At 43.0% G+C, this 13,577-nt stretch carries 17 protein-coding genes and 1 pseudogene; 1 reads left to right on the top strand and 17 read right to left on the bottom strand.

Features of this window, described 5'->3' with window-relative positions; translation table 11 throughout:
* From Q0C19_RS06960 to Q0C19_RS06935, 6 genes are all read right to left on the bottom strand, one after another.
* Positions 1-516 (bottom strand): hypothetical protein (locus Q0C19_RS06960; protein ID WP_295054360.1); only part of this gene is annotated, 516 nt, incomplete at its 3' end.
* Entirely contained in the window at positions 513-1,190 is a 678-nt protein-coding gene (rlmB, locus tag Q0C19_RS06955; protein ID WP_295054358.1) for a 23S rRNA (guanosine(2251)-2'-O)-methyltransferase RlmB, read from the bottom strand. The genes rlmB and Q0C19_RS06960, both read right to left, overlap by 4 nt.
* Before the next feature lie 13 nt (positions 1,191-1,203).
* Positions 1,204-2,013 carry a 16S rRNA (cytidine(1402)-2'-O)-methyltransferase gene (rsmI, locus tag Q0C19_RS06950; RefSeq protein WP_295054354.1) on the bottom strand — a complete coding sequence of 270 codons (810 nt, stop codon included), beginning with the start codon at positions 2,011-2,013 and terminating at the stop codon, positions 1,204-1,206.
* An 82-nt stretch (positions 2,014-2,095) separates the two neighbouring features.
* Positions 2,096-2,299: a 50S ribosomal protein L31 gene (gene rpmE, locus Q0C19_RS06945; protein ID WP_295054351.1), complete on the bottom strand. Its 204-nt coding sequence runs from the start codon at positions 2,297-2,299 to the stop codon at positions 2,096-2,098.
* A 103-nt stretch (positions 2,300-2,402) separates the two neighbouring features.
* Positions 2,403-3,071: a 16S rRNA (uracil(1498)-N(3))-methyltransferase gene (locus tag Q0C19_RS06940; protein WP_295054348.1), complete on the bottom strand. Its 669-nt coding sequence runs from the start codon at positions 3,069-3,071 to the stop codon at positions 2,403-2,405.
* Positions 3,068-3,481, bottom strand: coding sequence for a hypothetical protein (locus Q0C19_RS06935; protein WP_295054346.1), 414 nt, complete (start codon positions 3,479-3,481; stop codon positions 3,068-3,070). Before Q0C19_RS06935 ends, Q0C19_RS06940 begins: the two co-directional genes overlap by 4 nt.
* Positions 3,482-3,583: 102 nt before the next feature.
* Here Q0C19_RS06935 and glp point away from each other — a divergent pair, with 102 nt between their 5' ends.
* On the top strand, positions 3,584-4,801 hold the full coding sequence (glp, locus tag Q0C19_RS06930; RefSeq protein WP_295054343.1) for a gephyrin-like molybdotransferase Glp: 1,218 nt from the start codon (positions 3,584-3,586) through the stop codon (positions 4,799-4,801).
* Here the strand turns inward: glp and Q0C19_RS06925 are convergent.
* From Q0C19_RS06925 to Q0C19_RS06875, 11 genes and pseudogenes are all read right to left on the bottom strand, one after another.
* Positions 4,798-5,379, bottom strand: coding sequence for a 6-carboxytetrahydropterin synthase (locus tag Q0C19_RS06925; protein ID WP_295054340.1), 582 nt, complete (start codon positions 5,377-5,379; stop codon positions 4,798-4,800). The two genes, glp and Q0C19_RS06925, sit on opposite strands and share 4 nt — an antisense overlap.
* Positions 5,366-5,947, bottom strand: coding sequence for an ORF6N domain-containing protein (locus Q0C19_RS06920; RefSeq protein WP_295054339.1), 582 nt, complete (start codon positions 5,945-5,947; stop codon positions 5,366-5,368). Before Q0C19_RS06920 ends, Q0C19_RS06925 begins: the two co-directional genes overlap by 14 nt.
* Positions 5,944-7,422: a pentapeptide repeat-containing protein gene (locus tag Q0C19_RS06915; RefSeq protein ID WP_295054337.1), complete on the bottom strand. Its 1,479-nt coding sequence runs from the start codon at positions 7,420-7,422 to the stop codon at positions 5,944-5,946. Before Q0C19_RS06915 ends, Q0C19_RS06920 begins: the two co-directional genes overlap by 4 nt.
* A gap of 28 nt (positions 7,423-7,450) precedes the next feature.
* A complete protein-coding gene (locus Q0C19_RS06910) occupies positions 7,451-8,209 on the bottom strand; it encodes a 7-carboxy-7-deazaguanine synthase QueE (RefSeq protein WP_295054335.1) in 759 nt (252 codons plus the stop codon).
* 3 nt (positions 8,210-8,212) lie between these two features.
* Positions 8,213-9,178, bottom strand: a complete 966-nt coding sequence (gene moaA / locus Q0C19_RS06905; protein WP_295054332.1) for a GTP 3',8-cyclase MoaA — start codon at positions 9,176-9,178, stop codon at positions 8,213-8,215.
* Between the two features lie 116 nt (positions 9,179-9,294).
* Entirely contained in the window at positions 9,295-9,690 is a 396-nt protein-coding gene (locus Q0C19_RS06900; protein ID WP_295054329.1) for a hypothetical protein, read from the bottom strand.
* Positions 9,691-9,700: 10 nt separating this feature from the next.
* Positions 9,701-10,579: a c-type cytochrome gene (locus Q0C19_RS06895; RefSeq protein ID WP_295054327.1), complete on the bottom strand. Its 879-nt coding sequence runs from the start codon at positions 10,577-10,579 to the stop codon at positions 9,701-9,703.
* The gene (locus Q0C19_RS06890) at positions 10,576-11,829 is read right to left on the bottom strand and encodes a cytochrome bc complex cytochrome b subunit (RefSeq protein ID WP_295054324.1); all 1,254 of its coding nucleotides are present in this window, start codon (positions 11,827-11,829) and stop codon (positions 10,576-10,578) included. Before Q0C19_RS06890 ends, Q0C19_RS06895 begins: the two co-directional genes overlap by 4 nt.
* Positions 11,830-11,839: 10 nt before the next feature.
* Entirely contained in the window at positions 11,840-12,343 is a 504-nt protein-coding gene (petA, locus tag Q0C19_RS06885; protein ID WP_295054363.1) for a ubiquinol-cytochrome c reductase iron-sulfur subunit, read from the bottom strand.
* Positions 12,344-12,382: 39 nt separating this feature from the next.
* On the bottom strand, positions 12,383-13,270 hold the full coding sequence (locus tag Q0C19_RS06880; RefSeq protein ID WP_295054321.1) for a hypothetical protein: 888 nt from the start codon (positions 13,268-13,270) through the stop codon (positions 12,383-12,385).
* A gap of 14 nt (positions 13,271-13,284) precedes the next feature.
* Positions 13,285-13,577, bottom strand: a pseudogene (locus Q0C19_RS06875) (tRNA uridine-5-carboxymethylaminomethyl(34) synthesis enzyme MnmG); the annotation flags it as partial.

Raw genomic sequence — 13,577 nt, 5'->3', positions numbered from 1 at the left:
GAGTGGCTTTGCAACCGTGGCTATGCTTTGATTGGTTTCATTGTTGGCGATAGAAGCCGTCACATTTGTCTCATTCGTATCAACCACTGCCGTATTATTATTTTCCACAACCTGCACTGCAGATGTCGTGAGATTCATCACATCCTCACTGGGTTCTGTAGACATAGTCCCTTGTAAAAGATATCCGCCGGCCATCAAAACGACAATTAAAATGACTCCTGCCGCTATCCATTTTGGCTTGGAGTTGGAATCGGCTTGTAAAATAACCGACTGTTTCGGCAGAAGCATATCCGGATTGCTTTGGCAAAAAGCTGTATATTCTTCTTTAACCCCGCTAAGGTCAATGTCATATTCACGCTTTAAGATGGATAGGTATCCCATAAACTGAACTCGTCCGATTTGAGCATAGGATTTACTCAAAACCAACTCTACTTTATCACGGGAAATGTGGGTTCGCTCATGAATTTTCTCTGTCCCCAGAGCCTGCAAATCTTCGAACGTGTTACATTGTTTCATCTCATTCTCTCCATCAAAATTGCGCCGGCGACACCGACATTCAAAGAATCAAAATCATGCGCCATCGGAATAGAAATACCGACATCCAGGCTCTTTTGGACTCTGCCGCTGAGCCCTTCTCCCTCATTACCCAAAACCAGAACCCGCTTAGCGGCAAACGTTGCTTCCCGAACGTCCACCCCGTCCATGACGGCTCCGTATACCTGAAAACCCGATTGCTTCAACTCATGCAGAACATCATGTATATTGTGCACAATGACGAGAGGCATATCGAGGGCGGCTCCGCTGCTGGTACGAATCATCGCTTCCAAATTAGGCTCTTTAATCCCGCTGATGACTAAAGCCTGAACCCCAAGGGCATAAGCGCTCCGTATCAGTGAACCGATATTTCCCATATCGGTAATCGAACTCAATACTACAATGAAATCGCATTTTTTGAGAAGCGGAGAGGCATAGGGGACAACTTGAGAAATCTCGGCGATAAAGCCCTGATGATTCCCCCCCTTTACCATCGACTGCGCCGCTTTCTCAGGAATTCGTTTTATCTCGAAGCCCATTTTCATGAGGAGAGAGTATTCCTTTTTGTCAACCTCTTTCGCTAAAAAAAGAGTTTTGATTCGATCTCGGTGACGTTCTATTGCGTAATAAACCGGTTGTTTTCCATAAATAAGCATGAAGTATTATATCCTAAGATTTTAAGAGGCGTGTATAGCACTCTTTGGGATTTTCGCCTGTAATTTTGGCGATCAATTTAGAAGCCGCTTTTTTAGGAATATCCAGTGAGAGGATATCCTGTTCGCTTAAGCTTGAGCCTTTGGTTTCGGAAGCTTCGATCACAACCACCCACTCTCCCCGTATCTCTTTTTCCATTTGCAAAATCAATTCCGATGCGATACCCCGGTAAAACCGCTGATACCGTTTGGTAAGCTCTTTTGCCAAAAAAACCTGTCGATCGGGCGCCGCAACGGAGAGTTCCGACAATAGCTTATCCAACCGTTTCGGGGATTCATAGAGTATCGTTGTATAGCCGTTGAAGAGAGCCTCTTGAAGTGCGGAGGCTCTGTCATTTCCTTTATGGGGCAAAAATCCGAAAAAAAGCATTCTCGTCTCCACGAATCCGCTGGCGACGAACGCGGTCAACGCCGCATTCGCGCCGGGCAGAATATCGTACGCAATTTTATGATGAATGCAATAACGTATCAGCATCTGCCCCGGATCACTTATCCCGGGCATCCCCGCATCGCTCACGTAAACAACATTTTGATCAAAGAAATCGGGAGTTAACGCCGTAATAAATTCGACTTCGTTATGAGAGTGGAGGCTGATAAATTTGGGTTCGCATGTCGTTAGTTCGTAACGTTCTTTAAGAAGATGGATAAGTTTTTTGGAGACACGAGTATCTTCGCACAACATGACCTGTGCATGAGAGATAACTTCAAGAGAGCGTAGGGAGATATCGGCAATATTGCCGATAGGGGTAGGGACAAGAGACAGCATTGTTATTCTCAATTTCTGCCTCAAAGAGGCTAATTCACTGCCTTAACGGCGAATAGCCAAAGGGAACCCTTTAGCACTCAAATTATGAGTTAAGCGCGTAACGTTTTTTGAATTTGTCGATACGGCCGGCAGTATCTACTTGACGCTCAGAACCGGTATAAAACGGGTGACATGCGCTGCAGATATCAACACGGATAATCTCTTTTGTGCTGGTTGTTGTGAATGAATTGCCGCATGCGCAGCTTGCTGTACATTCAACAACGTTCGGGTGAAGATCTTTTTTCATAGGTTTGCCTTGTGATCGACGGCGTTGTACGTCGGTCTGTATAGTTTTATATCCGTACGGGGGCGGATAATTGAAGACGGATTATAACGAAAGATTTCTTTTTTTACAATACACGCGATGCGATTGCCACTGCCGCCGTTTCGGATCGCAAAATCATAGGTGAAGGGAAATGACGAATACGGTAATCACCAAAGAGCCGTCGTTCACTCTCATCAAATCCCCCTTCGCATCCTATTACGACCGTATCGACCGATTCATCGGAGCCAAGGGGCTCACCGCCGAAATCCAAGATAACGGCTTCGCTATGCTCTTTTAAAAAAGTACTTACATTCGGTGATTCGGAGAGTTCGATCAACGATGTCCGGCCGCATTGCATAATCGAACTTTCCATAATACGGTTGTACCGCTCAAAATCAAGTCGAAAATTCTGTTGTGAACGGCGACAGTGGATGAAGGTAATTTTGCTTACCCCGAGTTCCGTAAGCATCGGTAATGTTTTTTCAATTGTCTTCGGATCTACCAAACACCATCCAATATGGAGGCGGCGCTCGCCCTCACATGGGGCGTTCTGATGGCTCTGTAAGGAAAAATAGGCGTTTCGCCCATCTGTTCTCTCTAAGCGGTAGCGGTACTCTTGCGCTAAACGCTCACGTGAGCGGAAAGCGATTAAATCTCCCGCTTTGTGGCGCCTAACCTTGATAAGGTACTTGTAATCCTCGCCAGAAACACTCAGTTCATCCGTACCGGTATCGTTATGGAGAAGAAATTTCATTGCACCGTCATCCAAAGTGTAATCGCGATCAACAAACTCATCTCGATACCTAAAAAACGAAACGCTTTTTTCTTATAAAGCTCAAATGCCCCATCCTGAGTAATATCCGTTTTACGTTTGAGTGTTTTATACCGCTTGGCTTCAAGAATAATCATCAAGATAGCGATGACAATCATTGCGCCATTGGCAAACGTGAAGTGGAGATGTTTGGCCGCCATCATGATCGCGCCGGTAAAAAGGATTAAGGCAATGAACGAGCTTGAAATCGGCATCACGACACGCATCCGCTTCGAGTAGCGGACAATATGATGGGAGAGTGACAACATGACGATGTTGAAGAGAACAACCCCCATCAAAACAATAACTCCGAAATAGTGGATATTCAATCCGGCTTTATACATAGCTTCCATAAAGGGGATTTTACCTTAAATTGCCTATAATGACTACCCAAATGTTTCCTCATGCATGAATAATTAATGCATAATAAAAAGGAACACCCCAAGGAGATGAGAATGGCAATCAGCGTAGAAGAAGCACTCGGACTGATTTATACCTTGGCATTGCCGACACAAACGGAAATCGTCCCGATTGAAAACGCTATTCACCGTGTCCTCAGTGAAACCATCACCGCAACATACTCTCTCCCCTCTTTTGACAACTCTGCCATGGACGGCTATGCTGTTAGAACGGATGATGCCGGAAAAACACTGACACAGTCGTGTACTATTTTAGCGGGGAATGGGGATGACATCCGTATGGTCGAAGATCAGTGTATCCGTATTATGACGGGTGCTAAAATACCGCAGGGATGCGAAGCGATTGTCCCTATCGAAGAGGTTGCTGTCAACGGAGAGTTGGTCACCCTTCCCTCCCTCATCAAACCTTCGCAGCACATCCGCCTTAAAGGGGAAGATATTCAAGCGGATATGACATTGCTGGAAGATGGGGTCATGCTTCATGCCCATCATATCTCGCTGTTGGCATCGCAGGGAATTACCCATGTCAAACTCTACCGACGCCCCCGTGTTGCCCTCTTCTCTTCAGGCAATGAGCTTAAAATGCACTATGAAGCCCTCGGAGCCAATCAGCTCTATAATACGAATACGCCGACGTTTGCGGCACGAACCGAAGAGCTTGGATGCGACGTCATCTTTACCGGTACGGCGGAAGATACTCTCGAATCGATCCAAGAGCATATACGCCGCTCGTTAAACGCCGATTTTATCATTACCTCCGGCGGAGTGAGTGTCGGAGATGCCGACTTCACAAAAGAGGCATTTTCTTCACTCGGTTTTGAATGTGCTTTTGAGTCGGTCAACATTAAACCGGGCAAACCGACAACATTCGGTCGGATCGGCAATACGCTCATTCTGAATCTCCCCGGAAACCCTCTCGCCGCGGCCCTATGCTTTGAACTCTTCGGACAAAGTGCCATTCTTTCACTCAGCGGGAGAAGTGACCGATATCTCTCAACTATTACAACCCGTATCGGTGAACCGTTCACAATGAAAAAAGGGAGACGTTCCCTTATCCCCGGATGGTTTAGCGGAGAAAATTTCGTCCCAAGCCCAAACTTCGGCCCAGGGATGGTATTGCCTCTCTCTCGAGCCAATGCGTTTATGATGGTGGATGAGTGTGTAGAGGAATTTGAAGAAGGATCAGCGGTCAAAATTATCCCGACACGCTGGTGTATGAGTTCACAAGATCAGAACTCATTAATAACACTCTAAACGGTTTTTGGATTTAGAAAAGATTCACCCGTTAAGATTTTCTCCCACAGCATCGGGTCGCTCCAGCTCTCGCGCACTTCATCGCTAAAGTGTATCGACGCAAGCGATATCGTCCCCATCAATTCGGAATAGGCATCCTCTTCGAATGCCTGCGCATATCCTGTCTCGGTCTCATGGACAATAATACTGTGAAGTTTTACCCCCCGCTCTCCGTTGACCATTTCTGTCGCTCCGAGCAGTCTGTCTATCATCAAAAATAAAACACGGCTAAACTGCTCGCAGGAGGGGGATACTGGGAGAATAACCCATCGGTTGGAATGCTCTTTCATCGATGCAATATAGGCGCTGTCATCTCCATCCCAAATGGCGACACCGTGATCAAAACTGTCAATCAGCTCTTTCATCCCTCTCTTCATAAGACCGAAATCGTAGACCATCTGCCCCTCATCGAGATACTTGGATTCAAACAGTACCTCGACTTTGTACGAGTGTCCGTGGATTGAGGCACGGCACCGCTGTGTAGAACAGCCGCGAACGACGTGGGCGTTTTCGAATTTAAAAAGTTTACGAATTATCATGATTATTCTTTTGTCCTCTCAAAAATCCAATTTTTTCGACTTCACTTGTCGATTTAATATCCATAACTGTCTCTTCTAACGACCCCATAGAATCTTCAATCATTATGACTGCATCCGCAACGGCAGATAGTCTCTCTTTCGTCCACTCTTTGTTAGCAACTACTTCTTTCCTGAGTTCGTGAATCTGTTTGGCAAGGTCACTATATTCGATGGCATAATGGCGCATCTTTGTAAAAGTCCGCATAATTGCAATGGTAACATCTGCGGCTTGCTGACTTTTTAATACCGTAGCAAGCATATAAACACCCTGCTCGCTAAAGACTTTAGGGATAGTTCTGCGACCTCCCCAACTTGAGGTCACATTTTGTGACTTCAAGTTGTCCCACTCATCTTGTGAAAGTTCAAAAACAAAATCATTCGGAAATCGCCCCTGATTCCGTGAAACAGCTTGGTTAATATATTTTGTTTCCACACCATACAACTCTGCTAAATCAGAGTCTAACATCACCTCAATATTGCGTATACGGTAAATTTTCTCTCGAATTTGTTCGATGGGTAACATATTCATTTTTTGAGCGCCTGCATCAATAATTTTGACATACCATTAGCTATCATCTTTTCTCTATACGTCGATGAGGAAGATTTATCTTCTTTATCACTTAGCTTATCTTTGGTAAACATTCCTGCCATCATGCCTTCTTGGTACTTTTGAATCAGATTTTTTGTCTCTTTGACAAATTCCTCATCGCTCATACCGACCTGTGCTTTTGCTTTGATCGTCGAAGCAATCTGTTTAATATTCCGTTCTTGTTCTTGAAGCTCGGTAATCTTATCGATATTTTTATTGATCTGAGTGATCAAATAGATAATCAATGAAATGCCAATCAAAACAGGAGATCCGTAAAAGAGGATAACTCCAAAAATGCTTCCAAAAGACGGTAAAGTTTCTTTTCTAAACAAAGAGGAAAACGTCACCATTTTCTGATCTACATATCCGTGTGCAATTGCATAAATAAAGATTCCAATAAATACTACAATCGCACCATAATAAAATCGATTATGCCACTCGATTTTTGTAATTGTTTGATTAATATATATGTAAGGTGCTTGAAGTTCATATATAACATTCTGAATGCGTGTTTGTTGTATTCTTGAATCTAGTTCTTGCTTAGTAAAAAACTCTATTTTCTTTGCTAGCTCTTCTTGTCGAAGTACTAATTTTTTCTTTTCTGTATCATTTTGAGAAGCCTCGATTGCTTTACCTATCTCTGAAGCTTCTATCTGCAATTCATCTGCTATGTTTTTTGATTTCATTGATTCAAATTGAATATCACTAAGTCGAATGCCTATAACTTTTTCAGGGTTTTTAGCTAATCCGATTGGGCTTTTATATCCAGTTATATTAAAAACATCTACTTTGAGGATAAAAATCGTAAACACAACAACAATACTAACAAAAAGAATACTAATTATGCTTATAAATAATGACATATTATTTATAATTTCATAAATAATTTTAATTGTCTGACGTAGACCTATTCTTTCTGTTGCACCTATCATGCTTCCAAAAATAGCTAGATTAAACGCATACAAGAAGTATAAAAGTAAATTCATAAAGGGATTTATTTTATTATTTCGAAATGCAGCAACTACGAATAAGAGCAAGACAAAACCAATAATAACACTGCCACCTAATACAGTTGTAATAAATTTAGCATCTAATTTACCTAATATCTCAGCTGTCCATGCACTCCCTAAGCCTATAATAAAAAAAATCGTATAAACCGAGTTAAAAAGTGTAGATGATCTATTAACACTACTAACATTTGCTAACTCAAAATCTGTCCTATATAAGATAGCTCCACGTAAATCTATATTTTGAAATTCTGCTTTTTGAAGATATAAATTACTTAAGTCTACAAAACGAAAATTTATGGGAGAGTAGTTTGTAGCTTTACGGTATTCATTCCATTCGGTAAGGTCTTTGGCATCAGAGCATTTTTTGAGCAGTTCATACGCTTCTTTATCGTACCATATTCCCATACTCACTGCTCCCTAATGATTTACAACATTATACCCCATGATTTTGATCCCAGATACGGATATGGAGGCGATCCGAGTAGATAAACCCCCGCCGTTTGCAAAACTCGATGACCGCTTCGCAGTTCGCTTCGATATGGGCTTTATCGCCTCCCAGCGGCATGCAATAAACCGGTGTATACGGATGAGGGGCAATGACATCATCGATTTCCGATTCGATGTGGCTCACCAAAGAGGGCTCATCCACGGTAAATTTAAAAAAACTCTCTTTTGCGTTAGCGATAATAGCTCCGTACACTTCCGGTTTTACCCGTTTTTCAAACGGTTCACCGCTATTGGAAAGTTTGACCGATAACGCATACGTTGCCTGCGAATAAAAAGGGTAACGATTAAAATCGGGAGCTATCGACGCATTGGTTTCAAAGGTCACCCGATGCCCTTGGGCAATCAGATACTCGATAAATTCGACAAAAATCGGTTCGTTGGCATAAATCAGAGGTTCCCCGCCGGTCAGCACCACATCTACGTGCGGCGGCAGTCGGTAGCCGTTCATAATCCAAATCAATGTCTGTAGCTCTTCGATCTCCTGCCATAACTCACCGAAAGCCCGACGGTCGACCGCATAAACGGTATCACACCCAAGAATCATCGATCCGTCCGGTGCACTCTCAGTGCATCCGAACCCTTCACATTTGAGATTACACCCCCCGAAGCGAAAAAACAGTGACGGTACCCCCGTGTATTTCCCCTCTCCTTGAACCGAGTAAAAATGTTCTACCAAATAGAGCATTCTTTACCCCCCCGTTTCATAAAATGCACGGGTAGAGAGCTCAGCGTCTCCTTCACTCCAGCGATTCTTTTCGGGTTTGGTTCGGATCACCTCTTTGAGTACCAACGCCGCCTCTTTGATATCGCCTCGACGTACGGCATCTCGGATCGACATCGCTTCATCGAAATAGAGACACGGAATCAAGTTCCCCTCTGCTGTAAGACGGATACGGTTACATTTGGTACAAAAATCGTCTTTATGCGGTTCGATAATCCCAAACTCGTATCCGCCTTCGAGTTTATAATAATGAGACGGTGAATGGCCGTCAAAGCCCTCATCTTCATAGGTATAACGATCTCCGACAATGGAAAGAAGCTCTGGACTCTGCATCCCCTTGATATTGACTTCGGCATGAACGTTTTCCATGTACTCGATAAAACGGACAACCATCCCCCGCTCTTTACAATACTCTAAGACATCAAGCACTTCGCTGTCGTTTAGCCCCTTCATCGGAACCATATTGACCTTGACTTTCAGCCCTACTTTAAGTGCCTCTTCTACCCCTTCAAGGACTTGTCGGAGTACATCTTTTTTGGCAATCATTTCAGCCACTTCGGGTTTTAGAGAATCGATCGAAACATTGAGACGTCTCAATCCCGCATCGTAAAGTTTTTGAGCTGAGCCTTTGAGCAAAAAAGCATTGGTGGTCATTGCCAAATCAATATCGTTTTTATAATCGTAAATCATTTTGATAAACGTATCGAGATTTTCACGAAGAAGCGGCTCACCGCCGGTAATGCGGATTTTTTTTACCCCTTCGTCGATGGCCACTTTGATAAATTCAAACAGCTCTTCAAAGCTGAGCAGATTCTCTTTCGGTACCCATGAAAAAGGTTTTTCGGGCATACAGTACTGGCACCGAAAATTACACCGTTCCGTTACCGAAACCCGTAAATAATCGACGGTTCTGCCATAGCTATCTATTAACACGACTATCCTTGAAAATTCCTATGGTTAGGAGCAATGCGCGATAGTACCTAAAAGTTGTTTTGAGTTTTATTTATTGAAAGAATTAGAGGAGAGAAATCCCCAAAGGGGATTATCTTTTACCAGCCGCGAACTACTGCATGACATGCAGTACACGCGTTGACGATCTCGGAATACGATTGGTGTGCTTTGGAAAATTGTTTTTTGTCCAAAGCTTTGATCATATCATCGCTCGCACTGTCAATGCGTTTTGATGCATTGAAAGCGATATTGCTCATATGTTGTTTATCTTTTGGAAGATATTTTTTTGTATCTTCCATGTTGTGGAAAAGAGCATTGGCTTTGTGAATATCACTCACACCGGTTTTAATCAATGCCGGAGTGTTATACAAGAACCCTTTTTGTACATTACTAAGGCCGCTTTCCATTTGACTCATATTATTAGCCAATGTCTCATCTGCCATTGCACCGGCACTAAGAAGTGCCGACAATGCTAGAATTTTAACTATTTTCATCCATTACTCCTTAGTGAACTTCTGACCAGATTTTGCGTTTCCACAAATAGGCCAAGATTGCAAATATAACCGAATAGAGGATTACCCATACTCCAAGACTCTCACGTTCCGCTTTTTTCGAATCGCCGACCTCTTCCATATACGCAATAACTTCTTCCTGTGCTTTTTCGGTCAAACCGACACGTGGCATAGAAGTACCCTTGAGCAATACTTGCGGGTCATTAATAAAGCTGTGTAGGTAGTGCTCACCACGGCTTTTGATGTACTGTGACAAGTCAGGAGGATTTGCCCCCATGTGTTCTTTAATAACACTGGCCGGAGTTGTTGCTTCAATACCTGCGTATTGCATATTGTGACATCGTCCGCATGCTGCTTCAAAGGTAGATTTATGACCTTCAACATTGTCAGCAACTTTTGGAGCTACCGACTGCAAATAAGCAACCACGTCCATAATATCCTGAGGGCTCATCCAATTGTATGACGGCATAGGGAATGCTTTCCCGCTTTCAGGGTTGTACTTTTGCTGTACGTGCATTGCCGTTACCGGATCAAAAATGAAATTCGCCAAGTAGTTTTTATCATAGATACGTCCGGCTTGACTTAAATCCGGCGGAACAACACCATAACTTGCCGCTGCATCCGCATTCGGCATCATAGCAGGATGGCCCGCTTTTTCAATCGCATGACACGCAATACAGTTTGCTTCTACAAGAACTTTTCCGTTTTCAACGTTACCCGCAAGTGACGTATCAACGTTTTTGACATCTTGGAAAGTGAAGTCAGCCGGAGCAACTGCCGGATGCATAACGCTGTGTGCATACGGCTCAATTCCATAATATGTAATGCCGACAAGAGCAACAAGGACGGCTAAAATTTTAAATTCTTTCATTTTTTACCCTTCACTTTCGCTGCTTCGGCTTTTGTAATAAACGGTAATGCAATAAATAGTACAAGGAACGTCAATGACGCACCAAAACCTACCCATGCATTCGGTCCCGTCGGAGGTAATTTACCGAACTCGGTCAAGACCATCAAATCGGCAATCATCAACCAAAACCAGTATTTAAAATACGGACGCTGATTGGCAGGTTTAACGACCGGTGAACGATCCAACCATGGCATTACAAGGAAAATGATATTTGCAAAACCAAATGCCATCAATCCTAGATCTTTACCCGAAATACCGGCAATTTCAAAGAACCAACCGCGTAATACTTCGTAACTCCACAAGAAATACCACTCAGGATAGATGTGAGCCGGAGTTTTAAGGCCGTTAGCTTTATCAAAGTTGATCGGATCCATTGCAAAACCGTAATGGAAGAAAACCAAGTAGAAAAAGAAAATTAAAAATACACCCAAAACAAAAACGTCTTTGGACAAAAATACCGGCCAAAAAGGGATAACTTTAGAGTGTTTTTTATTTCCTGCAAGATATTTTTTTGCTTCCACATCAAAATCGAAAAATTCTCCTGCTTCATTGTTAACGTGCGGAAATCGAAGTGCGTAAAAGTGAAATACGATCGCACCGATAATCGCCAACGGAATCAACAATACGTGAAGCATGAAGAAACGGGTCAAGGTTGCATCCGCTACATAGAAGTTACCGCGAATCCAAACTACCAAATCGTCGCCGATAAATGGAATACCGCCAAAAATTTCAGTAATTACGTATGCAGCCCAGTATGACATTTGTCCCCATGGAAGCATATATCCGCTAAACCCTTCTGCAGAGAAAAGCATAAACAAAAGCATCCCTGAGATCCAGATCATCTCACGCCCTTTTTTATACGAACCGTAATAGATACCGGTAAACATATGGATGTAGATAATCAAGAACACTACCGAAGCACCCACTGCGTGAATGTGACGGAATAACCAACCGTATGCAACTTCCTGCATAATCGTGTAGTTAACACTGTCAAATGCCATATTAGCATCCGGTTTGTAGTACATCAAAAGGAAAATTCCTGAAACAACCAAGAACGTGAACAAAACTGTTAATAAAACACCCATCGCCCACAAAAAGTTAATATTTTTCGGAATCCAATATTCTGTCATCATCACTTTTGCAAAGTTGACGACACCTAAACGCTGGTCGAACCACTCGAGCATCGAGTCTGCTTTTTTAAATTCTGCCATCTAGCCCCCCTTAAACTTTTGCCGTCATTTTTTTATATTCCGGCCCTTCTTCACCCAAAACCAGGGTAACACCGTCAAGTTTGAACGGAGGAATGTCAAGCGGACGAGGTGGAGGTCCGAAGGTATTTACGCCATCAGGACTATATTCGCCACCGTGACAGGCGCATTTAAACAATTTTTTATCCCCTTCATAACCAGGGATACAGCCAAGGTGAGTACATAGCCCGATCATGACTGAAAAGTAACTGTCACCGATTTTGACGCTTCTGCCATCTGTCGGTTTCATATCAGCGCTGTATTTGAGAATAAACACCGGTTTACCCCGCCATACGGCGATTTCTAATTTATTGGCTTCCAAGCCGGACACATCCACCGTAGTAAAACCGGCAGACATGACGCTAGGAAGCGGGTCCCACGTCTTCTTCATCGCGATGAGAGAGGCAATACCTCCGACAGCGGCGACGGCACCAAAGGCTTTACCGATAAACCCTCTTCTGCTTTCATCCATCATTATCATCTCACTTAATTTGGAAATTTAACTCCCAATCATAAGTTAAAAAGGTTTAAGTTTCACTAAATCGAAAGTTTTACTTATAAATTCGATTACTTTAGTGTTACTTTTTTCGACTGCGTGATAGTTATTTGATACTACCGAATTTATCCCATGCATAAGACATTCTAAAGTAATTTCTTCCACAATCGGGATCGAAAACACTTTAAATAACGGGATAAAATTTTTGTCGTAGTCAGGACGTTGGATGTAAATCGGTTTTCCCCCCGCAGCTAAGTTTTGAAGTACCGCTTGCGGCGATGCGCTTATCAAAATTTCACTTCGACGAATAACCTCATCGTACTCTTCAGTCTCATGAATGGCAGTAAAACTTTCTTTCAAGCTGTTTTCATATCCTAGAAAATGGTAGAACCCCATCAACAATTCCAGATTAAGCGGTTTAAATACCTCTTGCTGTCTCTCCAAATCTTTTTCGTAATCGTCATCCCCGAAAAAAAGTGCCAAAGGGATCGTTTTAGGGAGCGTCTCAAAATAGCGTTCATTCACCACTGTTGCATTACAAATATTCTCCCCATGCAGATACGGAGAAATTAAAAACTCTTTATCGTGTTTTATCTCCGAAGGATCGTCGCTGATGCGGATAAATGTAGAGAAAAATTGAGTCATATCGTCCAATAAAACCGAATTGATCTCCGCAGAGTCGAAAATCATCTTATCGCCATGCTGGGCAATTTGGGGAATATTACGGACGAGATCCACACCTACGGCTCGCTTGATTCCGTACTCTTTGGCTTCCGCAGCGATCCGAAAATCGGAACAAAGCAATGTAATATCGATCTCTTTTTGAAGTTCGTTGACAATGGCAACGGCACGGTGAAAACGATCCAAACCGATACGGTGCCCCGTATGGACATAATAGAAATAGCGCATAAGTGTAATATCCTTTAGTTTTTGCGTTGAGCCATTTTGATATAAATATGAAGAATGTCGAGTGCGGCGGGGGTAATTCCGCTGATTTGCGATGCGGCTTGCAGTGTCGGCGGATTGAATTTGTAGAGTTTATCCACAATCTCGTTGGAGAGACCCGAAACCGATTTGAAATCAAAATTTTCAGGGATGGCGATATGGAGCATCTTCGACATCCGCTCGATATCATCACTCTGTTTTTCTACGTAGCGGGCGTATTTCGCCTCAATTAAAATCTGCTATTGAATGTAGGGATCCAACTCTGCGAAAC

Source organism: Sulfuricurvum sp., assembly GCF_023250475.1.
Taxonomy (GTDB): Bacteria; Campylobacterota; Campylobacteria; order Campylobacterales; family Sulfurimonadaceae; genus Sulfuricurvum.
Note: the sequence above shows the minus strand (reverse complement) of the source record. Positions and strands in the feature narration are given on the sequence as shown.

Bases quoted from the DNA above. Each gene is read 5' to 3' on its own strand.
- Q0C19_RS06890 (WP_295054324.1), bottom strand. From the start codon at position 11,829: ATGGCAGAATTTAAAAAAGCAGACTCGATGCTCGAGTGGTTCGACCAG.
- Q0C19_RS06900 (WP_295054329.1), bottom strand. From the start codon at position 9,690: ATGAAAATAGTTAAAATTCTAGCATTGTCGGCACTTCTTAGTGCCGGT.
- Q0C19_RS06920 (WP_295054339.1), bottom strand. From the start codon at position 5,947: ATGAATATGTTACCCATCGAACAAATTCGAGAGAAAATTTACCGTATA.
- rlmB (WP_295054358.1), bottom strand. From the start codon at position 1,190: ATGCTTATTTATGGAAAACAACCGGTTTATTACGCAATAGAACGTCAC.
- rsmI (WP_295054354.1), bottom strand. From the start codon at position 2,013: ATGCTGTCTCTTGTCCCTACCCCTATCGGCAATATTGCCGATATCTCC.
- glp (WP_295054343.1), top strand. From the start codon at position 3,584: ATGGCAATCAGCGTAGAAGAAGCACTCGGACTGATTTATACCTTGGCA.
- Q0C19_RS06935 (WP_295054346.1), bottom strand. From the start codon at position 3,481: ATGGAAGCTATGTATAAAGCCGGATTGAATATCCACTATTTCGGAGTT.
- Q0C19_RS06940 (WP_295054348.1), bottom strand. From the start codon at position 3,071: ATGAAATTTCTTCTCCATAACGATACCGGTACGGATGAACTGAGTGTT.
- Q0C19_RS06910 (WP_295054335.1), bottom strand. From the start codon at position 8,209: ATGCTCTATTTGGTAGAACATTTTTACTCGGTTCAAGGAGAGGGGAAA.
- rpmE (WP_295054351.1), bottom strand. From the start codon at position 2,299: ATGAAAAAAGATCTTCACCCGAACGTTGTTGAATGTACAGCAAGCTGC.
- Q0C19_RS06880 (WP_295054321.1), bottom strand. From the start codon at position 13,270: ATGCGCTATTTCTATTATGTCCATACGGGGCACCGTATCGGTTTGGAT.
- Q0C19_RS06925 (WP_295054340.1), bottom strand. From the start codon at position 5,379: ATGATAATTCGTAAACTTTTTAAATTCGAAAACGCCCACGTCGTTCGC.
- Q0C19_RS06895 (WP_295054327.1), bottom strand. From the start codon at position 10,579: ATGAAAGAATTTAAAATTTTAGCCGTCCTTGTTGCTCTTGTCGGCATT.
- Q0C19_RS06915 (WP_295054337.1), bottom strand. From the start codon at position 7,422: ATGGGAATATGGTACGATAAAGAAGCGTATGAACTGCTCAAAAAATGC.